We start from the raw sequence: 26870 nt of genomic DNA on the forward strand, positions 1-26870 counted from the left end.
GTATTCACCGTAACGGCAAAAGAATAATAGCATACCTACAACCGCCGCTCACAACTGTGCACTACTTGCAGAGCTCCCTGACAATGGCGGCAGACACCGTTATGGAAGAACAAGATATCGTCAAGCAAGCCAGTGAGTACGTTTTCAGGCTTTTTAAGGAGCAGCTGTCCAAGAAGCTTGTCTACCACAATTACAAACACACCTTCGAGACTGCCAACGAAACCCGGCAACTGGGCGAACTGTACGGTTTGAGCCCGGAGGAACTGCAGGACTTGGAGCTGGCCGCCTGGTTTCATGACACGGGTTATATCAAAGCCTATGACGGACATGAGGAAGAAAGCGTAGGCTACGCCACTTCCTGGCTAGAGGAGAAGAACTACCCGCCCGAGCGCATTGCCCGTGTAACCGATTGCATCATGGCCACCAGGCACGGCATTAAACCCCAGTCCCTGCTGCAGGAGGTGATCGTGGATGCAGACATGGCCAACATCGGCAAAGAAACCTTTTTTGCCACAGCCGAGCTGCTGCGTGTGGAGTGGGAGATCTTCAAAGACAAGTTTTTCACGGATCAGGAGTGGGCGCAGTTTCAGATGGAGTTCCTGCTCTCCACCACCTTCTACACCGCCAAGGCCCAGCACAAATATGCCGAGCAGCTCGGCCTGAACATACAGGAGCAGCGCAACCAGTTGCAGAAGGAGTCGAAGAAGCTGAAGAAGGAGGAAAAGGAGCAGCGCGAGACACTGGCCCAGCCCAAGCGCGGCATCGAAACCATGTTCCGCAACACCTACCGCACGCACCTCAACCTGAGCGCCATCGCCGATAACAAGGCCAACATGATGATCAGCCTCAACGCCATCATCATGTCCGTGATCATTACTTACCTGAGCACCAAGACCTCCATCACAGGGGCTGAGTTTGCCCAGCACCGTTCGCTGCTCATACCAGTGGGCACGTTGCTGCTCACCACGCTTGGCTCGGTGATCTTCGCCATTATTTCGGCGCAGCCGGAGGTGACAAGTTTCACTTTTAACCGGAAACAGATCAACAGCAAAAAGGTAAACCTGCTCTTCTTCGGAAACTTCACCAATATACCGCTGGAGGATTTTCAGAACGGTATGCACGAGATCATGCGCGACAAACAATCGCTTTACACGAACATGATCACCGACATCTATTACCTGGGTGAGGTGCTGAGCCGCAAGTATAAGATCCTGCGCGTTTCCTACTCTATTTTTATGGTAGGGCTCATATTGACCGTGATCGCCTTCGGCATCTCCATTGCCCTGTACGACGAACCTATGCTGGAACCGACCACGCAGGAACAAACCCCACAAGAACCAGCCGCACAGGAGCAAGCCCCGCAGGAGCAGACCAACAGGTAAATGGTAGGTATAAGCTAAAGCCTGTGCAGGTTAGCGAAGCACGATACCAGACCGAATAGTGTAAAACAGAAAGAGAGCCCGGCAACAGTTGCCAGGCTCTCTTTTTTTAAAGATTAGGGTAGTTTGCCGATTTTGGCTAAGATGTTTCTGCGCTTTCAATGGGTTTTAAGATAACCTTGTCCACCCTGAAGCCGTCCATGTCCACTATCTCAAATTCATAGCCGCTGATCTGAAACTTGTCGCCCGTGACAGGGAGCTTGTCCAGCTCATAGGAAATGAACCCGGCCAGCGTTACGTAGTTGTCGGCATCTTTGGGTATTACTTCCCGCCTCAGTTCCCGGTTTAGGTCATAGATTTCCATAGAGCCGTTCACCAGAAGTGACCCATCATCTCTTTTCACAACATCTGGTTCATCGTGCTCGTCCACGTCCGGAATGTCTCCCACAATGGCTTCAAGTATGTCGTGCAGCGTGATGATCCCCTCGCTCGAGCCGTATTCGTCCACTACAATGCCCAAGTATTGCTTCTGCTTTTTGAAAATGTTCAGCACCACGCTTACCATCATTGTTTCGGGGATGTAAATGGGCGGCTGCAGGACACTTTGCAGCGGCTCCCCATTATTCTCCGCCAGATACTCATAGAAGCGCTTTGCCGTCAGTATCCCGATGATCTTATCGAAGCTGCCATCGCCCACCGGAAATTTAGAGTGCGCGCTGTGCTGAATCATATCCCTGATGGCTTCGATGGGCTGATTGATGTCGATGTACTCCACATCCATGCGGTGCGTGCGCAGGTTCTTGGCGCGCTGCTCCGAGTAAGTGAAAATGTTCTGGTGCAGCTGGATTTCCTCCTTCGCCAGAATGCCCTGCTTGCCCGCCGTCTTGATGATCTGCCGGAGTTCCTCTTCCGACATCTTCTCTTCCGAAGGCTCCTTAATGCCGAGCACTTTAATGACCAGGTTAGTGGACCCTGAGAGCAGCTTAACCAGTGGCTGGGTAACAATGGTGAACACCTTGATGATGGGCGCTACAAAAAGGGCGATGTTGTCGGCATTGCCAAGCGCAACGGTTTTGGGTATCAGCTCCCCGATCACGATGGTGAAGTAAGTGATAAGTCCTATCACCAGCACGATGGAAAGCGTATCGGCGTAGGGTGCCAGAAAATCTATACCTCCCAGCCACTGCCTGACATCATCGGACAGGGCGGCCCCACCGTACGCACCGGACACGATGCCGATAAGCGTGATACCGACCTGTATGGCTGACAGAAAATTCTCCGGCGATTCAAGCAGCTGCAAAACGGTTTCCGCATTTTTGCTTCCCTGCTTTGCTTTGTTCATAATCCTGTTTCTGTTAACGGAGATAATGGATAGCTCTGACAGGGCGAAGAAGCCGTTCAGCAGGGTCAGGAGTATTAGAATGACAATTTCCATTGGGATGTCGGGTAGTGAGAGAAATGAATTATCTGCCTTTATACCTTCTGCAATGAAAAGAGTATAAAGAACGGCGCTAATTTAAGTAAATCTCCTCAGTGAAGACTACTGTTAACGGCAGGTGGTTTCTCACATGTGTATATCATACTTTATTTAAACGCAATACGCCTTTTATGATGTAACCATAAAAGTTATCTTTGCACAATCAGCAACTGACCTTAAGTGATGCCAGGCTGTAACCGTGGAAGGCGTGTAACACACAGTGTACAACATTTTTACAGACAGAGGTAAAAGTGGGCTGAAAAAACCAGCCAGGCATAAAATACATAAGGCCCTGTAGTTCAATGGATAGAATAGGAGTTTCCTAAACTTTAGATAGCAGTTCGATTCTGCTCAGGGCCACCATTTTAAGAGTTGTTTTTCGGCGTGATCAGGGAACTAAACCCCACTTGCTCGTCTTAATAGTAAGAGTCAGAGTTACTTCGCAAAGTCACTATATTTTAGATTTTATATTTTATTCGTTATCTTGGAGCTGAAGCCACTCTTTTACACCATGAAAACAACTTTAACTGTATGCATGCTGGCTATCTTTGCCAGCCTTACTGCCTGCAATAGCGAACAGAGGAGCATGGAGGTGGACGGTTCGGAAGCTACCGTAGCCAGCGAGACCGGGGAGCTCCCTGTAGATGTGCTGTATGCGACCAGGCCCCTGATGGGCGGGGAGGTATACAGAACAGCCAGCTTTCAGGCGGCCAGCCTGCTCCACTTCGACACCACGCAGGTCATTCAGGTGCTCGACACCTCCGATGTTATGTTTGTGAAAGCCCGCGTGCACCGCGACACCGCCGCTTATACCGGTTTCGTATCCAAAGCCATCCTGCCGGAATAATCCGCTTAGGCATAAAACAAGAAAGGCCGCTCTGTGTGAAGAGCGGCCTTTCTTGTTTTATATAGGTTTCCTTATTTAACTACAACCCGTCTGACGGAACTGTAGCCATCAGCCTCAATCTTAACATAGTACAGCCCCTTGGCAAGCCGGGTCAGGTCTACGGTCTTGGTCGTATGAATGTCGGGGCGGCTGATCACTTCCTGATACACTTCGTTTCCAATCACATTCAAAATGCGCAACTCCACCTGCTGGGTGTTAAGCTGGGCAAACGAAATCGTAAAAACTCCGTTGTTGGGGTTAGGATAAATAGCAACCTCTTTTTCCTGTTGCTCCAGGCTCTTATTCTGTGTGTCAGTTTGCACGGGAACGGGGTCACGTACCTGGGCATCTGCCAGTAAAACTGCCATAGAGAAAAAGAAAGTAAGTATAATTTGCTTCATATTGAAAATTAAGATTTTGTCCTTCTGAGTATATACAAAAGTTGTTCCATATTGTTAACGTTCGGAGCAATAATTTGTTCTTGCATTTTACGCACCAAATCAGATGCTTTCACCAAATAACAGAAAGTTTTTTTGGACTTAAAACATATTGCCTGTCAATTATGCAGATAGCCGTTATCGGAGGGGGGCTTGCCGGACTGACCAGTGCTATCGCGCTGGCCAACCAAGGACTTTCTGTGACGCTGATCGAAAAAAAATCCTACCCTTTGCATAAGGTATGCGGCGAGTATGTCTCGAACGAAGTGCTGCCTTATCTGCGCGCTATCGGAGCCGACCCGGCGGCACTTCGACCTGCCCCGATCTCCCGCTTCAGGCTCACTTCGCCCAAGGGCGTTGTGCTGGATTCGCCGCTCGACCTGGGCGGGTTCGGTGTGAGCCGCTATACCTTCGATCACTTTCTGTACCAGGTGGCCCTGGCGAAAGGAGTGCAGGTACGGCTACAGACGGCGGTGCAGGATGTGCAGTTTGCAGACAACCTGTTCACCCTTAAATTATCAGACGGCGACACGCTTGCTGCTGAGGTGGCGTTGGGCGCGTATGGCAAGCGCAGCACCCTCGACCGGCAACTCAGTCGCTCATTCTTTGCAAAACGTTCCCCTTACATTGGCGTCAAGTACCACCTGCGCCTCGACATGCCTGCTGACCTCATCGCACTTCACAATTTTCAGGATGGCTATGCCGGCATATCGGCCGTTGAGGACGGGCGCTACTGCTTCTGCTACCTCACCACGCGCGAGAACCTGCGCCGGCATGGGTCTATACCTGCCATGGAGCAGGCTGTTTTGCAGCAGAACCCGCACCTGCACCGCATCTTTGCTGAGGCCGAGTTTCTGTATGAGCAACCGGAGGTCATCAATGAAATCTCCTTCGCCACTAAAACCTGCGTGGAAAACCATATGCTGATGTGCGGCGACGCGGCCGGCATGATTACCCCGCTCTGCGGCAACGGCATGGCCATGGCCATCCACGCGGGCAAGCTGGCGGCAGAGCAGGTGGTACATTACTTCGAAAACGGCCGCAACCGCCAGGCCCTGGAAAGAGGCTATACCCTGGCCTGGGAAAAGCAGTTTCAGCGCCGCCTGCAGCTGGGCCGTGCGGTGCAGCGACTGTTTGGCAATCCTTTGCTCTCGGAGGTGGCAGTGGGCACACTGCGTTACCTGCCGGCAGCTGTGCGCCTGATCATGCGCCAAACCCACGGGCGGCCTTTCTAATCCTGTACATCTTAAAACGGCCGCTTTCGTACTTATCCAAACCTGTGGCTGCATTTTCTGAAGGGAAAAGCACAAACATAATGATCGCTTGCCTGTTGCTGCTATGCTTATGACTGACAGGCACGACGCAGGTATAGCACCCCTATTGCTCTGAAACAAATTCTTAGAACGGACACCAGCTTATGAAAAGCTATATATGCGGTATCGGCACGGCTAATCCCCCCAACAAAATGCCGCAGATGCAGGTGGCCGACTTTATGGCCGCGGCCCACCAGCTCGATGAACAGGGAAGCCGCAAACTCAAGGCACTTTACCGTGTGTCAGGTATAGGGCAGCGCTACAGCGTGCTCGAAGACTTTGTCCGCCAGAACGGCGACTATACCTTCTTCCCCAACACCCCCGACCTGGAGCCTTTCCCCACCGTGCAGCAGCGCATGAAGGTATACCGCACGCATGCCCTTGACCTGTCGGAGCAGGCGGTGCGCAATTGCCTGGACCAGGTGAGCAATACCTCCCTGCAGAGCCTGACCCACCTGATCACCGTGAGCTGCACCGGCATGTATGCGCCTGGTCTCGATATTGAACTGGTAGAGCGACTCGAACTGAACTCCTGTGTGCAGCGCACGGCTGTAAACTTCATGGGCTGCTACGCGGCTTTCAACGCCATCAAACTGGCCGACGCCATCTGCAAAGCCGACCCGGGCGCCAAAGTAATGCTGGTGTGCACCGAAATCTGCACCATCCATTTCCAGAAGAACCCGGAGCAGGACCATCTGGTGTCGAATGCGCTGTTTGGCGATGGCGCGGCGGCGGTGCTCATGCAGGGGCAACCCTGCCCGGAAGTGAGCCTCGAGCTGCAGTCCTTCCACTGCGACCTGGCGCCGGCTGGCAAGCGCGAAATGGCCTGGCACATTGGCAATACCGGCTTTGAGATGACCCTCTCCTCCTACGTGCCCGACCTGATCAAAAACGGTATCAAGCAACTCACCGAGCGCTTGTTGCAGGGGCTCCGTACCACCGTGTCGGAAATCAAGCTGTTTGCCATACACCCCGGCGGGCGCCGCATCCTGGAGGTAATTGAGGAGGAACTGGGCATGACACGCAACGACAACCGCTTTGCCTACCGGGTGCTGCACGAGTTCGGCAACATGTCGTCGGCGACGGTGCTGTTTGTGCTAAAGGAGCTGATGGCGAGCCTGACCACGCAGGAAAAAGACGAGCCGGTGCTGAGCTTTGCCTTTGGCCCCGGCCTGACATTGGAATCGATGTTACTGAAGGTGCACTATGCTGAAGCAACGGTCTAACCAAGCCGAACTGATGGACGACCTCAGCCTGTCGGGTGAGGAGCTGCGGCACAACCTTGAGGAACTGGAAGTGATCAACACCTGGCTCGGTGGGTATAAAGTAGTGCTCGACGCCCTGGAGCAGCTGTTGGATGGGTATACAGGACGCCCTTTGCGCCTGGCCGACATCGGCTGCGGAGGAGGCGACACACTGCGCCACATTGCCAAGTGGGCCCGCCGCAAAAACATTCCTATGCAGCTCACAGGTATAGACGCCAACGACTTTATGGTGCGCTACGCCCGGCAGCGCTGCGGCGGTTTCCCTGAAATAGTGCTGGAGCAACACGATGTGTTTTCGGAAAGTTTTCAGCGGCAGCGGTATGACATCATCGTTTGCAGCCTCTTCTGTCATCACTTCACCGACGAGCAACTTGTGAGTATGTTCCGGCAACTGCACCGGCAGGCAGGTATAGCCGTTATCGTCAACGACCTGCACCGGCACTGGCTGGCGTATCACTCCATCAAGTGGCTCACAAAGGTCTTTTCAGGTTCGCACCTGGTCAGGCATGATGCGCCCCTTTCGGTATGGCGGGCTTTCCGGCGGGAAGAACTGGGCCGATTGGTACAACAGGCAGGTATAGACAGGTATAGCCTGCGCTGGATGTGGGCATTCCGGTGGCAGCTGCTTTTGAAAAAAGCCTAACAATTAGTACCTTAACTGGGTATACCAACCTACTCCCTTATGATGCGACGGATCAACGTGCCTTACCTGCTCTCGGTACTGCTGGCTGCCGCGGCGTTTTATTTCGCCTGGTCCCGCGAGTTGGTGACGAACGTATGGCTGGCACTGGCCCTGATGGCTACCCTGCTACCGGCTGTATACCTGGTGCTGCGGCACGCCCGCGACAGGTATGGCTGAATCGCTCACTTAACCCTTTAAACATGAACAAAAGCAAGCTTAATTTCTGGATCCTCTTTATCGTCTCCATCATTATCTCAGCACTCGTTGTCTCTATTTTTATAAAGGTGCTCAAGATTGCCCTGTTTGCGATTCTGGTACTTGTCTTGGCCCCGATCGTTTACATCCTGCTCAAGCTGCTGCTTCCTGGCGCGAAAGGCAAGAGCGAAGACGACAAGCTAAAGTCCAGACCGTAGGCTTAGAAAAAGAGCTGCTGCGCCAGCCGGAAGGTGTTGGCATGCGCCTCAACAATGTGTGCGATCTGTTTGGAGTAGCCCCCGCCCATACTCACCGTGACAGGTATACGGTGGCGTGCGCAGGCCTCCAGCACCAAGCGGTCGCGCTCCTTGCAGCCGGCTATGCTCATGCCCAGCTTCCCCAGTTTGTCCGTGGCCAGCACATCCACCCCCGACTGAAAAAACACAAAATCGGGCTCCTGCTCATCCAGCAGCCGCGGTAGGTGCTCTCCTAATAATTTCAGGTACGTTTTATCATCTGTGCCCTCCGCCAGCGGCACGTCCAGATCCGACCGCTCTTTGTGGAAAGGGTAGTTATGCCCGCCATGCATGCTAAAGGTGAATACCCGGGGCTCGTTCCGGAAAATCTGCGCCGTGCCGTTGCCCTGGTGCACGTCCAGGTCCACTACCAGCACTTTTTTGATGCCCCTATACCTGAGCAGGTGGTTAGCCGCAATGGCAATGTCGTTGAGCAGGCAGAAGCCCTCTCCCCTGTCCGTGAAAGCATGGTGCGTACCGCCGGCTACGTTCATCCCGATGCCGAACTCCAGCGCGAACAGGGATGCCTGCAGCGTGCCGTTCATGATCACCACCTCCCGCTGCACCAATTGCTCTGATAGCGGAAAGCCTGTTTTGCGGATCTCCGACGGACTCAGCTCCAGGTTGCGCAGGCGCTGCCAGTATGCGGCGTCGTGGGTGTCGAGGATGTACTGTTCCTGGAGCGGCTCGGGGGCAAACAGGTTGTCTTGGGTGATAGTGCCTTCGTATAGCAACTGCTCGGGCAACAAGTCGTACTTGGCCATCGGAAAGCGATGGCCTTCGGGCAGGGAATGGGCGAATATCTCGGACCAGGCAATTTTCAACATAGCGTAAAATTAACATTTATACCCCGTGTCTGGTTTATCCACCACCCCATTTTCCTTTTGAGCAAGTTCCTATACCTGCCTTCTACAGGCTGCATCCGAACTTCTATATCAACGGCTTGCACCTTGCTTATACCTGATTTTCAGTGCAATTATGTGCGCACAACATTATGTAAAGCACCCTATGCACACCGGTGCATAAATTCATGAAACCCTATATAATTGCCCACAAATGCCCATTCAGAATGTGGAAAAATGTGGATAACTATGTTGATTAGCGTGAATTATCCACTATTTCATGTTAACTCCATGTTAATTTCAGGTAAATTTTAATCTCAACACCCCGTATGGAGTAGCTCTTTCTGTAGCGCCTATACTTGGAGCAGTCCAATAAAGGCGTAATCCCGCTTAAACTTCAGCAAGCCCAAAGCTATACCTGTGAGCCTGTATACCTGGCGAATGCAACTTTTACTTTTCAAAAACGATATATAGTAATTCGTATATGAAGACTCGCCTTCACCAGGCCTTCCGTCGAATTCAAAAAAACCAACCAGCCAACACCATGAAACACCCCATACTACTCTTCATTGCTTTTCTGATCTCAGCCAGCGCCTTTGCGCAGACGGAGTACGGCCCCTCGACAGGGCAGCAGAATCATAACCTGTTTAGCGATATCGGCAGGAATGCGGGCTTCGGCATTAAAGGCGGGGTGAACTTTGCCACCCTCCGCGGCAGCGACGCAGATGTGCTAGGCAATTTCAAAGGCCTCACCACATTCCATGCCGGTGTGTATACCCAGTTTTCGCTGGGCAATACGTTCTCTATACAACCAGAAGCGCTTTACTCCCGCAAAGGCATTGAGCGCAACGACTCCACTTTCCGCTTCGACTACCTGGAAGTGCCGATTCTGGCCGTGTTTAACATCACTGAGACTGTGAGTGTGCACCTCGGCCCGCAGGTAGGCGTGCTGATGTCAGCCAAGGAAGATGATACGGAAGTGAGCATAGAGCCGTTGAACACCTTCGCCTACGGCCTGGCGGCCGGAGCCGAGGCGCGTCTGAGCATTTTCAGGCTGGGTGCCAGGTATAATCTGGGGCTGGAGGACCTTCGCAAAGAAAATAACGAGGGGAAGAAGATCAGCCAGGATCTAAAGCACGGTGTTTTCCAGGTATACCTGGGCGTCGGCTTTTAAGGAGTTCGCCTCCTCCGACATCCCCGATTCAGGGACCTGGCAGCAGGTCCCTGTTTTGTTTTAAGCGCAGGTATAGAGCGTTCTGTTTCAGACCTTTGGCTTTACATGCCGTATTTTATAATACTGGGATCATGCGAAAAAATCACCCCTGTGTTGCCAGGCACAGCGCCTATACTTATGAACACGCACAGACTGCAACCGCTCTATACCCTGCTTTGGGCCCTGCTGGCTATTGCCGGAACGGCCTGCGACACCACTGTTAAAACGGACGAAGCAGAGATAGGCGCAGCCGTGCACTTTCTGGCTCCGGTCAATCCTGACCAGGTGTTTCAGATCGACACAGCCATGAGTACGGTGATATGGATAGGCGCGAAAGTGACAGGCCGCCACAATGGCCTTATACCCATCAGGGAGGGCTCGGTCACGTTGCACAACGGCGAGCCACGTGGTGGAAAGGCGGTCTTCGACATGGCGAATGCGCGATCGGATGACAGGTCGATTGACGGAGCAGGGAACGTGAAGCTGACAAACCACCTGCGCTCCGCCGAATTTTTCGCCGTGGAGGAGCACCCCCACGCCTCCTTTGTGATCACCACCATCGCCCCCTTTGACAGTACGGAGCGACAGGAAACGCCCGCCCCCGACGGCAAAACAAAACGGATGCGCATCCAAAACCCCAACTACAAAGTGACAGGCAACCTCACCATAAAGGATATCACCAAGAGCATCAGCTTCCCTGCCCGCATTCAACTGGAAGACTCGGTGCTGCGCGCCCAGGCCAACTTCAACATCGACCGCACGCACTGGAAGCTCACCTACGGGTCCGATAAGTCGCTGGGGAACAGGACAATTTACCCGGCCGTCAATATTGGACTGGACATAGTGGCCTACCGCCAATAAGCTAGCCAGCAAACACTTAGGGGTATAGTTGCGTTACAGCAATTGTACTGTTCCTGCATTTATTCCGGCCCGCTTATGCTAAACTCACCCGCAGTACGTTCCTACACAAACCATTTGTGCGCATATGATGAGAAAATACCTTTGCCTGTTGCCTCTTTTGCTACTTTGCCTCACGGCCAGTGCCCAGGGCAGCGCCGCAGCGGCAATTAACTTAAAACAGGCAGAGACGCTGAAGTTCGGGATGCTGGCACTGGGGGTCTGGGCATTGATAAATATCCTGATCAGTAGCATCAAACTCACCAAGTCGTCGCGCAACAAGCGTTACTTTTTCCAGATGAACATCTACTGGAACATCGTAAACATGATCATAGCGGGCGGTGCGCTGTATTACATCCTGTCAGCGGACGCGGGCGGGCGCACTTTGCCTGAAACGGTGGCCTTCCACTCCTGGAACCTGAAGCTCCTATACCTGAGCATTGGCCTGGACCTGGCTTTTCTGATGCTGGCGGCCTACATGAAGGAAAAATCCCTGAGTTCGCCAAAGGCGGAGCAATACCTGGGCTATGGCCAAGCCATCACGCTGCAGGCGCTGTTTCTGCTGGCGCTGGATGTTACGTTGGTAGTGCTGCTGGAGGGCCATGCCGAACAGCTGCTTCCCCTCATACAGGGCTAAGGTATAACCCATAAAAAACCGCCGCGCTATACCTGTTGAGGTACGGCGCGGCGGTTTTTGTTTTCTTAAGTACTTGCCTAACGCGGCTCGTGGCGGCCTTCGGCAAATTCCTCCACAATCCTTTTGCTGAAGGCAGGTATATCGTCGGGTTTGCGACTCGTGATCAGACCATTGTCCACTACCACTTCCTGGTTCACCCACTCGGCACCGGCGTTTTTCAGGTCGGTCTTCAAGGTATGGTAGCTGGTCATTTTCTTGCCCTGTAGCTTACCCGTCTCGATCAGCGTCCAGGGGCCGTGGCAGATGGCGGCGACGGGCTTGCCGCTTTCCATGAAGCTGCTCACAAAACGCACCACCTTCTCGTTGGCGCGCAGCTTGTCGGGGCTCATCACGCCGCCGGGCAGCAGCAGGGCATTGTAATCGTCGGCGTTCACTTGGTCGATGGTTTTGTCGACTTTGAATTTGTCGCCCCAATCCGTGTAGTTCCAGCCTTTCACTTCGCCTTCTTTCAAGGCAATGAGGTGAGTTTCAGCGCCGGCCTCTTCCAGGGCTTTTTTCGGCTCGGTCAGTTCCACCTGCTCAAATCCATCAGTTACTACTATCGCTATCTTTTTTCCTTTCAGATTATTAGCCATTCTAAGTTGGTTTTTATAGTTTAACATGCGTATTGCTTATTCAAAACGGTTTGGAGGGCAAATTGTTAGAAAGCATTCGCAGCAATAGGGCTGTTCCCCGTTTCGTTATAGAGCCATGACCGTATACCTGAAGCAACTTATCTTACTGTTAACCATTGCCTTGCTGACCAGCGTGGCAACGCAGGCGCAGACCGTCACCACCATCAAATTCGACCAGTTGCAGGAACTGCGCCAGGCACCGCACGACACGCTGTATGTGGTGAACTTCTGGGCCACGTGGTGCAAGCCCTGCATCAAGGAAATGCCTTATTTTGAGGCCGCTCACGCCCAATACAAAGACCAGCCCGTGCGGGTGATTCTGGTGAGCATGGATGCCGTGCAAGACAAGGAGAAGCGGGTGCTGCCTTTTGTGCAGAAGCGCAAGCTGCAGTCGCGGCTATACCTGCTCGACGAGCCCGACGGCAACACGTGGATTGACCGCATCGAGCCCAAGTGGTCGGGTGCTATACCTGCCACCATGTTTTTTAACAACAAGCGCGGGCAATACGAGTTCATCGAGCGCGAAATCTCTGAAAAGGAACTGCAGGAACTGATCACCAAGTATAAACCATAATCCATCACTATGAAGAATAACCGACTACCGTTCCTTTACATGGCCTGCCTGCTGTTGGTGGGCGTGCTGATGGCAGCTATACCTGCCTCCAACAACGCCGGCTACCAGGTTGGCGACACGGCCCGCGACTTTAAGTTGAAGAATGTGGATGGCAAGATGATCTCGATGGCCAACTACAAAGATGCCAAGGGCTTTATTGTGACCTTTACCTGCAACACCTGCCCCTACTCCGTCGCGTACGAAGACCGTATCATCGACCTGCACAACAAGTATGCGCCGAAAGGCTATCCTGTTATCGCCATCAACCCCAACGATGTGAAGGAATCGCCAAAGGACTCTTACAAACACATGCAGGTGCGCGCCAAAGAGAAGAAATTCCCGTTCCCGTATGTGCACGACGAAACACAGGAAATCACCAAGGCCTACGGTGCCACGCGCACGCCGCACCTCTATGTGGTGCAAAAGCAAAAGGACGGCACGTTCAAAGTAGCTTATATCGGCACCATAGACGATAACTCGCGTGAGCCGGGGAAGGTACAGAAGAAATACGCCGAAGCCGCCCTCAACGAACTGGTAGCCGGTAAAGCCGTGAGCCAGCCCAACACCAAGGCAATCGGCTGCACCATTAAGTGGCGCGAAGCGTAGGCTGGATTCGTATCACGTATCACGACACGCGTATCAGGATACCTTCAGAGAGTATCTGAAAAGGACTATTTAATAAGGGATTTTTGTCGAAGCTGCGACACCTGTCTACAGAAAGTCTTTTGGCAACCCCAAAAGTCGTGCTACGTGATACCTGATCCCTATTTCAGCTTTCTTTTTTCACATCAGCAGGTATAGGCAGCTCGGTCGGATTGATCGAGCTGTCTGCTTTTTCAGCGATCAGAACATCGCGCGCTCCTTTCAGGCCGGCAATGCGGGCTTCGACCTCGTACTTGTTGTTCCAGTACCCCACCCGCATCGACTCGCGCAGGTATAGCCACAGGAAGCGCAGGTAGCCATGTTCCTGAAACTGCCGGACATGGCAAAGCTCGTGCGCCACCCAGCCGCTGTCCTTCAAAAAGCCATCACGTTTCACGCCGCTCAGGTGTATGGTTTTGCCCAACACCATGGCCACATTGCTGCTTTTGAGCACCAGGCGGGCAATGCGCGCGAAGAGGGAGTTTTCAACAATTTTGTACTTCATTTTTGTAATGTTATACCTGGATGATGGTCTTTATTGGTTGTGCCACACGTCGCTCTATCGGGTGAAAGTGCTGTTCTGCAGGGTGTATCCTATACCTGTTTCGCGTGAGCATCAGCCATTTGCTATATTGTCAGTTTAGAAAATTGTAGCTATTTTTGTCACTTCGTTCGTAAGTTATTCTATCTGTCGGACAGGTTGTAAGGTATAGCGCGCAACGCAAGACCTATACCATGCTACAACCATAAGGTGACAAAGTTCGCTGCCACGGCAGTGCGAAACATGCTAAACCCTATGACAAAAACGATCATACTGAGCGTACTGGCTCTTATCTCCATCGCTCTTTCTTTCTTCTACGATGTAAAGAAGCCCGAGTCGACGCCAGCCGAGCAGGAAGCCACCGCCCTCCTGCTATACCCGGTGCAGACCGGGGAGGACATCGCCAGAGCCCTGGAGCTCTCGGTGCCGCTGGACCTGAGCGAGCCCATTGATTCCTCATTTTACAAGCGCTACTCCCGCAAACTGGGCCTTAAGCTCGACTACAGCGAGGACAAAGATTTGCTCAAAACTGTTTCCAGCTGGCTGGGCACGCCCTACAGCTACGGCAGCAGCTCTAAAAGAGGCACCGACTGCTCCGGCTTCGTGACCCGCATCTACAGCGACGTATACGGCATCGACCTGAGCCGAAGTTCCCGCTCCATGTTCGACGACGTGACCCGCATCCGCAAAGACAGCGTGCGCACCGGCGACCTGGTGTTCTTCCGCCGCGGACCTAGACAGCCAATCTTCCATGTGGGCATCTACCTCAAAGACAACAAGTTTGTGCACTCTGCCACCAGCGGCGGGGTGATGGTCAGCTCGCTGAAGGAGCCCTTCTACCGCAACTATTACTACGCAGCGGGCCGTGTGGACTAAACCCATACCTTCCTGACGGATTTTGAGAAAGGGCTGCAGCATAAAGCATCCCTTTTTTCGTTTACAGGATACAACAAAATTACTTGCGGCAAGGTATAGGAAGCTTGTTAGGAGTTGAGCAACTTGCGCCCGATTCGCATAACCCCTCGACAAGGGCCATACAAAATCACAGACACCTTTATGACAGAGCAGAATACGCAAAACCAGCAACAACAGCGCCCGGACGGAAGCACCATCTCCCAAAGCCCGCTCTTTAAAAACATACTCAAAAAGGCCGAGAAGTATCTGGAGCATCCATCGCAGGTGGTGAAGCTCCTGAACGACGCGTTTAAGAAAGCCACCGCCAAGAAAAGCCTCGGCACGATCGCCTCCGAAGTGTGGGAGAGCTTCCAGGTGCTTTCGCACATGATCAGGTCAGCCGTGAACGGGGAGTACAAAGGTATACCGAACACGACAGTGGTTGGAGGTATAGCCGTAATCCTGTACTTCCTGATGCCGCTGGACCTGATTCCGGACTTTATACCGGTGATCGGCCTGCTGGACGATGCCGCCCTGCTGGCCTGGTTCATGGCCAGCATCAAGTCTGAACTGGACCGCTTCAAGGACTGGGACACTGAACGCCAGGCGCAACAGAAGGCGGTGCACTACATGGAGCCGCACCATGCCGACAGCTCCTTTGGCACACCTAAGTACAGCGACCAGCCTGCCGGCACGACTGAAGTTCGGAACGAAGGCACGGCGCATGCCTCGCAGGGGCATGACTCCGAAAACCAGGGTCACCACGAACCCATCGTGCGCGCCTCTACAACCGACAGCAGCCGCGTACCGAAAGACCCGCACGACGATATTCCGGACGGCGGCAACATCCGCTAGACCCGATCTACAGCATAATTATAAAAAAAGCTGCCTTTAGAGGCAGCTTTTTTTATACCCTTTTACCGCCCCGCGAGGGGGTTTGTGCGAGCCTGGTAGCTGCGTAACATAGCTTAAAAAAATACATTCCGACTGCACAATATAGTACTATTCAAATACTGAAATCTGAAAAATTTTAGAAAAAAGCCATCTGGCTATTAGTTTCCTAAGGAATTTATTTTCTATATTTGGACTGATGATTGTGTATTTTTAACTTTTAGCCAAGGTGTCTTCATCATTTCTACGACTAACATCCGTTAATCTTCACATCGACGGAATCGGGAAGGTTCTGATCGAACGAAGCGACAAGGCCAAGCGCCTTAGCATCAGTGTGCGCCCTATTAAAGGCATACGCGTGGCGGTGCCGCCACATATCAGCTTTGAGAAAGCCGAACAGCTTATTTATACCAAAAGCGATTGGATAAAGGAGCACCAGGCCCGCATGAAGCAGCAGGAGGCCCGCGTGACCATGTACGATGGCAACACCGACTTCAAGACCCGCAACCATACCCTGCGCCTGCTCACGCATGCCCAGTATACCATGCGCTGTGTGATAGAGAACGGTTACATCAACGTGTTTTACCCGGCCTACAAAGACGTACGCGACAACGATGTGCAGAAGTTCATCCGCAAGTCGATTGAGGAGGCTTACCGCAAGGAGGCCAAGGCGTATCTGCCGGAGCGCGTGAAGTTCTTCGCCGACAAGTTTGGCTTCGACTATCAGAACGTGTTCATCAAAAACGCCAAGTCGCGCTGGGGGAGCTGCTCACACACCAATAACATCAACCTGAACCTGCACCTGATGCGCCTGCCCGACTCGCTCTGCGACTACGTAATCCTGCACGAGCTGGCGCACACTATCGAGAAGAATCACGGTTCTGGCTTCTGGTCGCTGCTCGACAAGGTTTGCCCTAACTCAAAGGTACTCGACCAAAAGCTGAAGGCTTACCGTATTTCCATTTACTAAACCAATTGTATATTGACAGAACGCTTACTATACCTTACTTTTTGAAAACATACGCATAACAGCAGTCGCACAGGAGCCCTCGTTCCGTTTCGTGCTGTTGTTTCACCAAATAAAAAGCGGCCGGGATTTGCATCCCGGCCGCTTCTGTTTAGAACCTTACAAATTCGATCAGCTGGCTTTCTGCATCGCATGAGATGACACAAAGTCCACAAAGTCGCCCACCGTGTTGATCGGGACTTCGTCCGGAATAGTGATCTGGAAATTTTTCTCCAACTCCAGGATGATATCCACTACATCCACCACATCAAAGCCAAAATCCTTTTCCAGACGGGCATTTGCCTGCAAACGGGCTGGCCTGATTTCCTTGGTTTTGCTAATGATACGGATTACCTCGCGCTCAATAGTCTTGTCTGTTGTTGCAATCATATATTATACGGTGTATTCTCTAACTACTTTTCCATTTACAGGCACCCCGGTTTCATCCTGAGGCATGATTTTCACGCCGCCTGCGGGCTTTTTATTTCCTTTTATTTTCGCTTTCAGCCGCTCGTTGAGCAGGTACATGACCGGCACAATAAGCAGTGTGATGATGGTGGCAAATCCCAGGCCAAAAATGATCGTCCAGGCCAACGGACCCCAGAAAGCAGCACTGTCGCCCCCCATAAACAAGTTCGCTTTGAACTCTGTGAACAGGGTAAAGAAGTTCAGGTTTATACCTAACGCCAAGGGTATCAGGCCTAGTATAGTCGCCGTCGCCGTTAACAACACCGGGTTCAGACGCGTCTTGCCTGCTTCCACAATCGCTTCTTTCAGGTCGCGGCCCTCTTCTATCAGCAAGTCCGTAAATTCCACAATCAGGATACCGTTTTTCACCACGATACCGGCCAGTGCCACAATGCCCACACCTGTCATTACGACCGATACATCCATGCCAAAGATGGAGAAGCCCAGCAGCACGCCGATGATGCTGAAGAGCACCTCCGACAGAATGATGAACGGCTTCGAGACAGAGTTAAACTGCGTCACCAGCACCAAGAAGATGATCAGGAAGGCGGCCAAGAGCGCCATCATCAGGAAGTTGGCTGACTCCTGCTGATCTTCCTGCTCCCCGCCCATACTGATCTCAAAGCCATCGGGCGTCTGGAAATTCTGCAGCGCGCTTCCGATACTCTGCACCACCTCGTTGGCGTTATACCCATCCAGCACATTCGACTCCAGCGTCACCACCCGTTTCAGGTCCTTGCGCTTGATACCTCCGTAGGAAGTACCGTACTCGATGCTGGCCAGCGACGAGAGCGGAATCTGGCGTACCAGCCCGCTGTTCATGTCGCGGTAGGTGATGCGCATGTCCAGCAGCGCGTCAATGTTCTTGCGGTAGGGCTCTGCGTAGCGCACCTGTATGGGGTACTCCTCTTCGTCCAGTTTGAACTTGGAGGCCTCCTCGCCGAAGATGGCCGTGCGCAGTTCCATCCCTATCTGCCCGGTGCTGATGCCCTCGCGGTTGGCGCGCTCCCGGTCGATGTTGATGATGATCTCCGGCTTGCTGTCCTCCAGGTCACTGCGAAGTTCCTCTATACCTCCGATCTGCTGCTGCTCGATGTAGGTTTGCACCTGCTTCGACAAAGCCACCAGCCCCTCAAAGTCCTCGCCGGCTATCTCGATGCTAACCGGCTTGCCCACCGGCGGACCGTTCTGCTCCTTGTCTACCGTGATGTTGGCGCCCGGTATACCGCGCACCGCCTCGCGTATTTCGTTCATGTACGCCTGCGAGCTGCGCCCTCCGGTCCGGTATTGATACTCAACAAAGGCTACGGTAACCTTCCCCAGGTGAGATTGTGCGGTCACGCTGCGGTCGTTCTGGTCGCCGGCACCGATGGCCACATTGGAAATAACCGATTCCACATCCGTGTTTTCCTTACCGATAACGCCATAAATGCGCTTCTCTACCTCACGCGTAACCGAGTCAGTCACAAGCTGATCGGTGCCCACCGGCATGCTGATGTAGGTATAGACGAAGTTCGGGTCGGAACTAGGGAAGAATTCAACTTTAGGCGGAAACAGGACGGTGATAACCACCGAAAAAATCAGCAACAAAATTATTCCCGCAAACACAAACACAGGCCTAAAGCCAACCAATGTCCAGCGCAGGAGGCGCTCGTAGCCCCCCATGAAACGCGGCAGCGTCGTGTTCTGGAAACCGTTGATCAGGCGGCGGAACACAAAGCGGTTGAGGAGCACCAGCACCACCACCAGCATGAGCAGGTTGGCCGTACCATACCAGCCGGCCAGGTAGCCTACCACAGCCACCAGCGTGGTACCGCCTATCAGCAACCAGAAGTTACGGCGGGCACGTGGGGCGCTGTCAGTCTCCTGCCCGTGCTCTTTCTTCATGAAAGAAACCGCAAATACCGGGTTGATGATAAAGGCCACCAGCAAAGAGGCCATCAGCGTGACAATGAGCGTGATGGGCAGAAAGAACATGAACTTGCCTACAACACCGGGCCAGAAGGCCAGCGGCAGAAACGGTGCCACAGTGGTAAGCGTACCGGCCAGCACCGGCACGAACACCTCACCAGCCGCCAGCTTCGCTGCTTGCACCACCCCCAGGTTGGACTGGTGCAGGATGCGATGCGTGTTCTCAATCACCACAATGGCATCGTCCACCACAATACCCAGGGCCAGCAGGAACGAGAACAGCACGATCATGTTGAGCGAGAAGCCCAGCACCGGCATCAGCATAAAGGCGATGAACATGGAGATCGGCACCGACAGCCCCACAAAAATAGCGTTGGTCGTGCCCATGAAGAACATCAGGACCAGGGTCACCAGCACGAAGCCGATGATGATCGTGTTGATCAGGTCGTTCAAGGTATGGCGCGTCATGGTGGACTGGTCGCCGGTGATGGTGACTTTGAGGTCGGCGGGCAGTACGCTCGCCTGCATCTCCTCCACCAGGGCGTGGATGTTGTCAGAAGCCTCGATCAGGTTCTCACCGCTTCGCTTGATCACGTTGAGCGTGATAACGGGTGAATTGTCTAGACGGGCAAAGCTCTCCTGCTCTTCAAAACCCTCTTTCACCTCGGCAATCTCTTTCAGCTGTATGTTGGCGCCCGTCAGCGACTTCACCACAATGTCGCCGATCCTGTTGGGGTCGGTGTACTGGCCGACCACCCGCACCGAGCGCTTCATCTCGCCTACCGAAATGTTACCCCCCGATACCGTAACGTTCTCAGAAGCAATGGCCCGGTTGATGTCGGCAAAGGTTACCTGCGCCACCTGCATTTTGTAGAGGTCCACATTTACCTGCACTTCCTTGTCGAGCGCGCCCACCATGTCCACACGGGTGATCTCCGGTTGCCCCTCGATGCGGTCCTGCAGGTCTTCTGCGTACTTTTTCAGTTGGTCGAGGCTATAGTTGCCTGACACGTTGAGGTACATGATCGGAAACTCGGAGAAGTTCACCTCCTGCACGTCCGGGTCCTGGTCGAGGTCGGTGGGCAGGTCGGTGCGGGCCTTGTCCACAGCGTCCTTCACCAACTGCTTTGCCTCTACCACATCCACATCGGTATTAAACTCCACCGTGATCATGGAGAAGTTCTGAACAGAATTGGAAGTTACTTCCTTTACCCCTGAAATGGATTTCAGCTGCTTTTCGATGGGGCGGGTCACCAGGTTCTCGATATCGGACGGCGAGGTGCCCGGGTATACCGTGCCCACAAACACCGTCGGAATCACGATGTCGGGGAAGTTCTCTTTCTGAAGCGTGATGTACGAGAAGATACCCCATACCGCGATGATCAGGGTAATGATGTAGATGCTCGTTCTATTATCAATGGCCCAATTGGTCGGCTTGAAATATTTCATGGTCTCCGGCTTAAAAGATTAATGCTGCGCGATACTCTCCTGGTTGAAAACAACCGGCTGCCCCTCGTTCAGGCTCTGGTACCCTGCTGTGATGATATAGTCCTGCGCTGTCAGTCCTTTCAGCACCTCCACCCGCCCCTGGTAGTTCACACCCGTCTCCACTTCTTTGCGGGTAGCCACGTAGCGCGCGCCCTGCTTCTGGGCCACGTACACGTACTGCGATTTTTCGTCGCGCTGCACCAAGTTGACAGGTATGGTAATGGCGTCTTCTTTGCGGTAATCCTGTATGCGCACCACCGCCACCAGGTTCGGGCGCAACTCCACGTCCACATTCTTTGGTCGCAGCTCGATGGTAAAAGTGCGGCTGCTGGGGTTGATAAAGCTGCTCACCACATCCACGGTGGCTGTTATTTCCTGGTTCAGGTCCGGGAAGCGCACCAGCGCCTCGTCACCTTTCTTGATTTTGGTCAGGTAAGCTTCCGACACCTCTGCCACGATCTTGGAGCCTGTGGTATTGACTACCCGGATAATGCCCATACCTGGCGCCACAGCCTCTCCGGCATTCGGGATCACGTTGTCCACCACACCGCTCACGGGGGCTTTCACGTTGAATTGGTCGCGCTGCTGCTGCAGGGTGGCCAGGCTGCGCTCCAGGGCCTCTTTGTTGTTTTTGGCTGTCAGAAACTGCATTTCAGTGCCGATCTGCTGGTCCCAGAGGTTTTTCTGACGCTCGTAGGCCGCGTTGGCCAGTTCCAGCCGGGTGCGCACCTCGGCGAGGTTCTGCTCGAGCACCTGCGCGTCTATGGTTGCCATGGTTTGGCCCTTGGTTACTTTATCGCCACGCTTCACCCGCATGCTTGTCAGCACACCCGGCACCTTGGCACTCACCAGCACGTTCTGGTCGAAATCCACACGGCCCTGCACTTCCAGGTAGTGGCGGAAGGTATCCTGCTGTACCTGTGCCACGGTTACCGGCACCGTTTTCTTCTCAACCGGCCCTCCTTTGCCCTCTGCCTTCAGTTCTGCCTCCAGCTGCGCAATCTGCTCCTGCAACTCGGTTTGCTGCTGCTTCAGCCCGGCCAGTTGCGCCTCTTTGTCGTTGCCCTGGTTGCAGGCGGCCAGGCTCAGGAACAGGGCCAGTGATGAAACTCCGAATATCTTTTTCATAGTAAGTCGAGCGTATATCTTTTTGGGGTGGTTTATTTTGTCAGAAGGGTGCCGGTGGCTTTGTCGAGGTTCACTTTCGCGATGAGCGCGTCGTACATGGCGGCGTAGTAATTGGTCTGTGCCTGGCGCAGGTCGGTCTCGGCGGTCACTACTTCCAGGTTAGAGCCCACGCCCTCCTGAAACTTGATCTTGGACACGCGGGCGATCTCTTCGGCCAGTTCCAGGTTCTCGCGCTGCGAGGTCAGCACGTCGAGCGAGTTGGTCAGGTCGGTGGAGGCCTGCTCCAGTTCCAGGTCTATACCTTGCTCCAGGCTCTCAAAACCAAGTTTGGCGTTTTCGAGCGTCAGCTTGGACTGCTGTATCTGGTAGTGCTTGAGCAGGCCGTCAAAAATCGGCACCTGCAGCTGAAGGCCTACATACCCGAAGTCAAAGTAATTTCTGTCCGTGGTATTGTCTCGCCCGGCCCGTATGTTCATGATGTCGGAGAAGGTTCTGCCCACCCCGATGTAGCCGTAACGCCCGTTCAGGTATAGCTTGGGCAGGTAGCCGGAGCGTTTGTTGCGCAGGTCCAGCAGGGCCAGGTCGCGCTGCGTCTCCAGCAGTGAGTATTCGATGCGGTTGCTGTAGTCGAAGTTGCTGCGGTTGCCTTTCCCCGTTTCCACTTCCACCTCGCTCAGCTTGTCGGTCAGCACCAGCTGCTCGTTCTGGCTCATCCCCATCTGAAACTTCAGCAGGTTTTCGCTCAGGATGAGCAGGCGCTCTGTCTTCTGTTTCTCCACATTCAGGTTGTTGAAAGACACGCGCAGGCGGTCTACATCCAGCTTTTCGGCCACGCCATTGTCAAACATCACCTGTGTCTGCTTCAGCAGCGTGTCCAGGCGCACCAGGTTCTGCAGCAGGAGCTCCATGCGCTCCCGGTTCACCAGCACGCTGTAATAAGCCTTGGATACCTGCTCGGCCACGTCTATTTCGCTTTGCGTCGTCGCCTTCCTCGAAAGCTCGGTATAGGTCTTCGCGGCTTTGAGCCCGATCAGGTAGGAGCCGTCGAACAGCAACTGACTGCCCGTGATGGTGAGCCCGCCGTTGTAGGGCTGCACAAAGGAAATGGCCTGGAGCCCGCCAGACGGCTGCGGCTCCGGTTGGGAATAAGTGGGGCTGAGCACGATGGGCTGCCCGGAGGCGAGTTGCTCCGGCGTGATCACAAAAGGGTCTAACTGAGAGGCAGTGCCAAAACTGCTTGGATCAAACAGTGTTTTTTGCTGGATAAAGTTATTGCCGACCTCTGCCCCGGCGTTAATCTGCGGCAAACCCATGGCCCGGATCTCGCCGACCTTCGCCTTGCCGATCTCTTCCTCATTGCGGTTTATCTTCAGATTCACGCGGTGCTGCAAGGCATAGTCTATGCTTTGTTGCAGGCTAAAGGCCTGTGGCGACCCTTGCGCCAGCACCCCGGGCGGACTTAGGAAGACTAACAATATCAGGAAGAGGCTGCTGTGTTTTTTCATAGTCAGAGAGGTATGTTCGGTTAATCTTCTTCAGTGATTTGCATGTAGTCGTTGATCATCTTATGTCCTTTGAGCGTGGCGATGCCGAGCATAAAGTGCTCGAGGCTGGCCGTCTGCACATGCAGCAACTCAAACTGGAAGCGCGGGAACAGGGCATCGTCAAAAGGTACTTCGATTTGGGCAAGGCGGAGGCGGGCGATCACCTCTACGTCCAGGTCCCGGCGGAACAGGCCTTCCGAAATTCCGCGCTCCAGATTCCCCTTTATCTGGTTCAGGAAGTCGTGGTTCTTGTACTCCTGCCATTTTTGCCAGGCATTGGCATGGTACTTCTGCAGGTCGTAAAAAATGCCGGGGTGAATGCTGGCAAAAACCTGGCGGGTGGTCTTCATAACACAGAAAAGCTCCTCGATGGCATTGGGCGCCTCTTGTCTGCATCGCTCACAGTCCTTGTCCACCGAGGTCAGGTATGAGTTGATGGCCCAAAGCACAATCTCGTCTTTGTTGCTGAACCACTTGTAGATGGTCTTCTTCGACATAGAAAGGTGCTGCGCGAGATCATCGACTGAAGTGCCCTTGATGCCACGCCGACAGAAAAGCTTAAATGCCTCTGCTGCAATCTTATCTTTTACCGAGGGTTGTACGGAGGTCTCTGTTTTCATAATTTCGGGCAAAACTACGGAAACGTTTTTTATCACCAAAGTTTCCGCATGGGATTAACAGAATTATTTGGCAAATGTTTTTTCTCGCAGGGTGAGAGGGAATCTGCCTTTGGCAAGGCAAAATTGTGCGGTTTTTATGAAGGGGAAAAACAATTTAGACGAACGGTGCAAAAGCTGATTCAGACAATGGAATTCTGACTCTGAACAGCTAAAAGCATATCAGAAATCAGATAAATACAAGTGTAGACGTGATAGGGTATACCTATATCCCCAATACAGCGCGCAACCGGGTATAGCCACTTTTGCTCAAGGGGATGCGCTCGCCGTTGCGTAGCAAGGCCACATGGCTATCCTTTTCAAAGGGCTCAATGCGGGTGAGCTGCGACAGGGCCATGATATAAGAGCGGTGCACGCGCACAAACTGCGATGGGTTCAAGGCCTTTTCGTAAAAGCCCATGGTCTTCTTTTTCAGGAACACGCCCTCGCGGGTATGGACCTTTACATAATCGTCGTAGGCCTCCAGGTATAGCACCTCTCCCACAGGTATGATCCGGATGTTGTTGCCGGCCCGCACCACAATGCGGTGCTGCTCTTCGGGTTGTTTGCCGGCAGCTTCCTCCAGTGCCTCGGTTGCAGGTATAGCCTGTGCTACCGCCTGGCTCTGCAGCCACTTGCGCAAGGCCGCATCGAAGCGCTCTTTGCTGAAGGGCTTGAGCAAATAGTCCACGGCGTTGGTCTCAAAGGCTTTGATGGCGTATTCATCGAAGGCGGTGGTGAAGATAACGCCGGGCGCCTGCTCCACCAGTTCCAGCATCTCGAAGCCGTTGATCTTGGGCATCTGGATGTCGAGGAAGATGAGGTCGGGCTGGTGCTGCATGATGGCTTTCACGCCCTCGAAGCCATCGCAACACTCCTGCACCACTTCCAGTTCGGGATAGGCCTGCAGGTACTCGGCCACAATGCTGCGGGCCAGCGGCTCGTCATCTATTATCAGGCATTTTTTCATAGTGCTGGGGGATCTTGATGGTGGTGGTGAACTGATGGTCTTGCTGTGAGGTGCGCAATAAATCCTGCCGGGCATAAAGCAGGTATAGCCTGCGCTGTATCGAATCGAGGCCGAAGCCGGTGCCTTTGCGGGGCTGGCTCGTGGCGGGGTCGTAGGGGTTTTGGGTCGTGATGGTCAGGTAGCCGTCGGCAGCAGTGGCCTTCACCTTGATGGCCGTTTCGCCTATGGTGTCGTAGAGCCCGAATTTGATGGCATTTTCCACGACGGGTTGCAAAAGCAAAGCGGGCAGCTTCATGTTCTGGCTTTCCTCCGTAGCCTCCACCTCCACCTGCAGCCGGTGCCCGAAGCGCACTTTCTCAATATCCAGGTATAGCTGCAGTTGCTTCAGCTCCTCGGCCAAAGGCACTTGTTGGTTGTTGTCCTTGCGCAGGGTGCCGCGCAGAAAATCCGAAAGCTGCTGCACCATGGTGCGCGCCTGTTCCGGCCGGCTCACCGCCAGGGCACTGATCGAATTCAGGCTGTTGAACAGAAAGTGCGGCTGCAGTTGCTGCCGCAGGTTGTAGAGTTCGGCTTCACGGGCCAGTTTCTCGGTGGCGGCTTTGCGCTTCTCGGCCTCCTGCAGCTCGCGGGTATAGAACCAGAGCCAGGTCAGGAGGAGCATCAGCAGGAGCATCAACCAGTTAAAAGCCACCCGAACAGCCAGGGTGCCGTCCACGAAGTGCAGGTATAGCGCGTTCCCTTCGAACAAGGTATGGGTGCTCCAGTAAAAGACAGTGGCGCTTATACCTGCCAGCCCAAGGCTCCAGCCCAGCAAGTAACCGGCCTGTCGTAGGCCGGGCTGGTAGAAACGCAGGCCCGTCCCCATCGCAAAGCCCCCAATGGCCAGCAACAGATTGGTAAGCAGGGCATCCGTTACGATGATGCGCCACCCAAAGCCCGCCGACCAGAGCACCAGTACCTGCACCAAGGACCAGAGCAAAGCCCAGCCCAGGTATAGGAGCACCAAACGCACCTGTGACGCCACCCCTTCCATTAGTAGCTTTTGATGCTTAGACCGCCAAAGAGCGTGGTGCCTTTCAGGATCAGCACCTTATTGGGGTCGTAGCCCTGCGGCATGGCCGGGCGCTTGTCGTCTATACCTCCCAGTATGGCTACCATCTCGTCGGATTTCACGTGCCAGTGCGGTGGGACGATCAGGGTGGTGCCGCCGAAGATCTGGGTGGCCTCCAGCACGATCGGGTGCTGTATGTCAGCCTGCATCAGGTTCAGCTCCGTACCCCCGAACACACTCACCACTTCGCCTCCCTTGAAGTTCTTAGAGACGATGTTTTTTTTTATGCCTCCGAGTATGGCCGCGCTGTCAATGTGATCTTCGGGTCCGTACGCTGCCTGGTCAGTTGTTCCGGTATAGGCCCCTGAGGTATAAGCTTCTTCACCCGTGTAATCGGTATAGGCGCCCGGGTAAGCACCGTTCACCGGGTCGGTGTAATAACCGGGCGTGTCCTCCGGTCTAGGGTTTGTGCCGGCGCCAACCTGATTTTCCCAGGGATTGCGCTTCTTAGGCTTGAGGATCAGCCACAATCCTAACCCAATGATTAGGATGGGCCAGAAGTAAAGTTTCAGGTTGATATCGAGGAAGAAGTGCCTGTCGACCAGGAAGACGCCGCCAATGATGATCAGCACCAGCCAGCCTAGTTTCTGGAAGGAGTGCTTGAAGCCCAGGTAAACGCCCAGCGCGATCAGGAACATTGGCCAGGAGAACACCCAGCCGGGCAGAAAGAAAATGCCCATTTTGGCAGTGAGCAGCAGCACGCCCACCATCAGCAGGAAAATACCGGCCATCTTACCGGAACCGCCCTTCGTATTGTAATCTTGATTTTTCATGGTTTTATTTCGTGTTAGTTTTAAGATCTGTTCCAAAGGTA

General features: G+C 53.7%; 28 protein-coding genes and 1 tRNA gene. 16 read left to right on the forward strand and 13 right to left on the reverse strand.

Annotation, left to right across the window (positions count from 1 at the left end; genetic code table 11):
• Nucleotides 1-101 precede the first annotated feature (101 nt).
• Nucleotides 102-1382 carry a Pycsar system effector family protein gene (locus tag Q4E40_RS10075; RefSeq protein WP_303411913.1) on the forward strand — a complete coding sequence of 427 codons (1281 nt, stop codon included), beginning with the start codon at nucleotides 102-104 and terminating at the stop codon, nucleotides 1380-1382.
• Between the two features lie 136 nt (nucleotides 1383-1518).
• On the opposite strand, the gene Q4E40_RS10080 is transcribed toward Q4E40_RS10075, so the two are convergent.
• Complete coding sequence (locus tag Q4E40_RS10080) at nucleotides 1519-2814, reverse strand: hemolysin family protein (protein WP_303411914.1); 1296 nt, start codon at nucleotides 2812-2814, stop codon at nucleotides 1519-1521.
• Between the two features lie 330 nt (nucleotides 2815-3144).
• Here Q4E40_RS10080 and Q4E40_RS10085 point away from each other — a divergent pair.
• Nucleotides 3145-3219: transfer RNA gene (locus Q4E40_RS10085), tRNA-Arg, on the forward strand.
• A gap of 148 nt (nucleotides 3220-3367) precedes the next feature.
• Complete coding sequence (locus Q4E40_RS10090) at nucleotides 3368-3703, forward strand: hypothetical protein (RefSeq protein WP_303411915.1); 336 nt, start codon at nucleotides 3368-3370, stop codon at nucleotides 3701-3703.
• A 71-nt stretch (nucleotides 3704-3774) separates the two neighbouring features.
• On the opposite strand, the gene Q4E40_RS10095 is transcribed toward Q4E40_RS10090, so the two are convergent.
• Nucleotides 3775-4110 carry a T9SS type A sorting domain-containing protein gene (locus tag Q4E40_RS10095; RefSeq protein WP_303411917.1) on the reverse strand — a complete coding sequence of 112 codons (336 nt, stop codon included), beginning with the start codon at nucleotides 4108-4110 and terminating at the stop codon, nucleotides 3775-3777.
• Between the two features lie 194 nt (nucleotides 4111-4304).
• Here Q4E40_RS10095 and Q4E40_RS10100 point away from each other — a divergent pair, with 194 nt between their 5' ends.
• The 5 genes from Q4E40_RS10100 (at nucleotide 4305) to Q4E40_RS10120 (ending at nucleotide 7852) form a co-directional block, all read left to right on the forward strand.
• Nucleotides 4305-5414, forward strand: coding sequence for an NAD(P)/FAD-dependent oxidoreductase (locus Q4E40_RS10100; protein WP_303411919.1), 1110 nt, complete (start codon nucleotides 4305-4307; stop codon nucleotides 5412-5414).
• A gap of 182 nt (nucleotides 5415-5596) precedes the next feature.
• Entirely contained in the window at nucleotides 5597-6718 is a 1122-nt protein-coding gene (locus tag Q4E40_RS10105; RefSeq protein WP_303411920.1) for a type III polyketide synthase, read from the forward strand.
• Entirely contained in the window at nucleotides 6699-7400 is a 702-nt protein-coding gene (locus Q4E40_RS10110) for a methyltransferase domain-containing protein (RefSeq protein WP_303411921.1), read from the forward strand. Before Q4E40_RS10105 ends, Q4E40_RS10110 begins: the two co-directional genes overlap by 20 nt.
• A gap of 39 nt (nucleotides 7401-7439) precedes the next feature.
• Nucleotides 7440-7616: a hypothetical protein gene (locus Q4E40_RS10115; RefSeq protein ID WP_303411922.1), complete on the forward strand. Its 177-nt coding sequence runs from the start codon at nucleotides 7440-7442 to the stop codon at nucleotides 7614-7616.
• 23 nt (nucleotides 7617-7639) lie between these two features.
• Complete coding sequence (locus Q4E40_RS10120; RefSeq protein WP_303411924.1) at nucleotides 7640-7852, forward strand: hypothetical protein; 213 nt, start codon at nucleotides 7640-7642, stop codon at nucleotides 7850-7852.
• Nucleotides 7853-7854: 2 nt separating this feature from the next.
• Here the strand turns inward: Q4E40_RS10120 and Q4E40_RS10125 are convergent, their stop codons facing one another.
• Nucleotides 7855-8757 carry a histone deacetylase family protein gene (locus Q4E40_RS10125; RefSeq protein WP_303411926.1) on the reverse strand — a complete coding sequence of 301 codons (903 nt, stop codon included), beginning with the start codon at nucleotides 8755-8757 and terminating at the stop codon, nucleotides 7855-7857.
• A gap of 559 nt (nucleotides 8758-9316) precedes the next feature.
• Between Q4E40_RS10125 and Q4E40_RS10130 the strand changes: the two genes are divergently transcribed.
• From Q4E40_RS10130 to Q4E40_RS10140, 3 genes are all read left to right on the forward strand, one after another.
• Entirely contained in the window at nucleotides 9317-9946 is a 630-nt protein-coding gene (locus Q4E40_RS10130; RefSeq protein ID WP_303411927.1) for a porin family protein, read from the forward strand.
• A 177-nt stretch (nucleotides 9947-10123) separates the two neighbouring features.
• Entirely contained in the window at nucleotides 10124-10846 is a 723-nt protein-coding gene (locus Q4E40_RS10135; protein ID WP_303411928.1) for a YceI family protein, read from the forward strand.
• 124 nt (nucleotides 10847-10970) lie between these two features.
• A complete protein-coding gene (locus tag Q4E40_RS10140; protein ID WP_303411930.1) occupies nucleotides 10971-11519 on the forward strand; it encodes a DUF6992 family protein in 549 nt (182 codons plus the stop codon).
• Nucleotides 11520-11596: 77 nt separating this feature from the next.
• Here the strand turns inward: Q4E40_RS10140 and Q4E40_RS10145 are convergent, their stop codons facing one another.
• Nucleotides 11597-12154 (reverse strand): type 1 glutamine amidotransferase domain-containing protein, encoded by a 558-nt coding sequence (locus Q4E40_RS10145; RefSeq protein ID WP_303411931.1) that lies wholly within the window; start codon nucleotides 12152-12154, stop codon nucleotides 11597-11599.
• 115 nt (nucleotides 12155-12269) lie between these two features.
• Here Q4E40_RS10145 and Q4E40_RS10150 point away from each other — a divergent pair, with 115 nt between their 5' ends.
• Complete coding sequence (locus tag Q4E40_RS10150) at nucleotides 12270-12767, forward strand: TlpA family protein disulfide reductase (RefSeq protein WP_303411932.1); 498 nt, start codon at nucleotides 12270-12272, stop codon at nucleotides 12765-12767.
• 9 nt (nucleotides 12768-12776) lie between these two features.
• On the forward strand, nucleotides 12777-13412 hold the full coding sequence (locus Q4E40_RS10155) for a thioredoxin family protein (protein ID WP_303411934.1): 636 nt from the start codon (nucleotides 12777-12779) through the stop codon (nucleotides 13410-13412).
• A 163-nt stretch (nucleotides 13413-13575) separates the two neighbouring features.
• Here the strand turns inward: Q4E40_RS10155 and Q4E40_RS10160 are convergent, their stop codons facing one another.
• A complete protein-coding gene (locus Q4E40_RS10160) occupies nucleotides 13576-13953 on the reverse strand; it encodes a hypothetical protein (RefSeq protein ID WP_303411935.1) in 378 nt (125 codons plus the stop codon).
• A 291-nt stretch (nucleotides 13954-14244) separates the two neighbouring features.
• Between Q4E40_RS10160 and Q4E40_RS10165 the strand changes: the two genes are divergently transcribed.
• The 3 genes from Q4E40_RS10165 (at nucleotide 14245) to Q4E40_RS10175 (ending at nucleotide 16744) form a co-directional block, all read left to right on the forward strand.
• Nucleotides 14245-14865 carry a C40 family peptidase gene (locus Q4E40_RS10165; RefSeq protein WP_303411937.1) on the forward strand — a complete coding sequence of 207 codons (621 nt, stop codon included), beginning with the start codon at nucleotides 14245-14247 and terminating at the stop codon, nucleotides 14863-14865.
• A gap of 180 nt (nucleotides 14866-15045) precedes the next feature.
• Complete coding sequence (locus Q4E40_RS10170) at nucleotides 15046-15738, forward strand: YkvA family protein (protein WP_303411938.1); 693 nt, start codon at nucleotides 15046-15048, stop codon at nucleotides 15736-15738.
• A 265-nt stretch (nucleotides 15739-16003) separates the two neighbouring features.
• A complete protein-coding gene (locus tag Q4E40_RS10175) occupies nucleotides 16004-16744 on the forward strand; it encodes a M48 family metallopeptidase (protein WP_303411940.1) in 741 nt (246 codons plus the stop codon).
• 168 nt (nucleotides 16745-16912) lie between these two features.
• On the opposite strand, the gene Q4E40_RS10180 is transcribed toward Q4E40_RS10175, so the two are convergent.
• The 8 genes from Q4E40_RS10180 to Q4E40_RS10215 form a co-directional block, all read right to left on the reverse strand.
• Nucleotides 16913-17170 carry an acyl carrier protein gene (locus tag Q4E40_RS10180; RefSeq protein WP_303411941.1) on the reverse strand — a complete coding sequence of 86 codons (258 nt, stop codon included), beginning with the start codon at nucleotides 17168-17170 and terminating at the stop codon, nucleotides 16913-16915.
• 3 nt (nucleotides 17171-17173) lie between these two features.
• Nucleotides 17174-20608, reverse strand: coding sequence for an efflux RND transporter permease subunit (locus Q4E40_RS10185; RefSeq protein ID WP_303411942.1), 3435 nt, complete (start codon nucleotides 20606-20608; stop codon nucleotides 17174-17176).
• A gap of 18 nt (nucleotides 20609-20626) precedes the next feature.
• Entirely contained in the window at nucleotides 20627-21775 is a 1149-nt protein-coding gene (locus Q4E40_RS10190) for an efflux RND transporter periplasmic adaptor subunit (RefSeq protein WP_303411943.1), read from the reverse strand.
• 32 nt (nucleotides 21776-21807) lie between these two features.
• A complete protein-coding gene (locus Q4E40_RS10195; RefSeq protein ID WP_303411945.1) occupies nucleotides 21808-23280 on the reverse strand; it encodes a TolC family protein in 1473 nt (490 codons plus the stop codon).
• A 20-nt stretch (nucleotides 23281-23300) separates the two neighbouring features.
• A complete protein-coding gene (locus tag Q4E40_RS10200; RefSeq protein ID WP_303411946.1) occupies nucleotides 23301-23939 on the reverse strand; it encodes a TetR/AcrR family transcriptional regulator in 639 nt (212 codons plus the stop codon).
• A gap of 262 nt (nucleotides 23940-24201) precedes the next feature.
• A complete protein-coding gene (locus Q4E40_RS10205; RefSeq protein WP_303411947.1) occupies nucleotides 24202-24945 on the reverse strand; it encodes a LytR/AlgR family response regulator transcription factor in 744 nt (247 codons plus the stop codon).
• Nucleotides 24920-25978: a sensor histidine kinase gene (locus tag Q4E40_RS10210; protein ID WP_303411948.1), complete on the reverse strand. Its 1059-nt coding sequence runs from the start codon at nucleotides 25976-25978 to the stop codon at nucleotides 24920-24922. The genes Q4E40_RS10205 and Q4E40_RS10210 overlap by 26 nt, the downstream gene beginning before the upstream one ends.
• Nucleotides 25978-26829: a LiaF transmembrane domain-containing protein gene (locus tag Q4E40_RS10215; RefSeq protein WP_303411949.1), complete on the reverse strand. Its 852-nt coding sequence runs from the start codon at nucleotides 26827-26829 to the stop codon at nucleotides 25978-25980. Before Q4E40_RS10215 ends, Q4E40_RS10210 begins: the two co-directional genes overlap by 1 nt.
• Nucleotides 26830-26870: the final 41 nt, after the last annotated feature.

The sequence above is a fragment of the Pontibacter coccineus genome (assembly GCF_030546575.1).
In the GTDB taxonomy this organism is placed as follows: Bacteria; Bacteroidota; Bacteroidia; order Cytophagales; family Hymenobacteraceae; genus Pontibacter; species Pontibacter coccineus.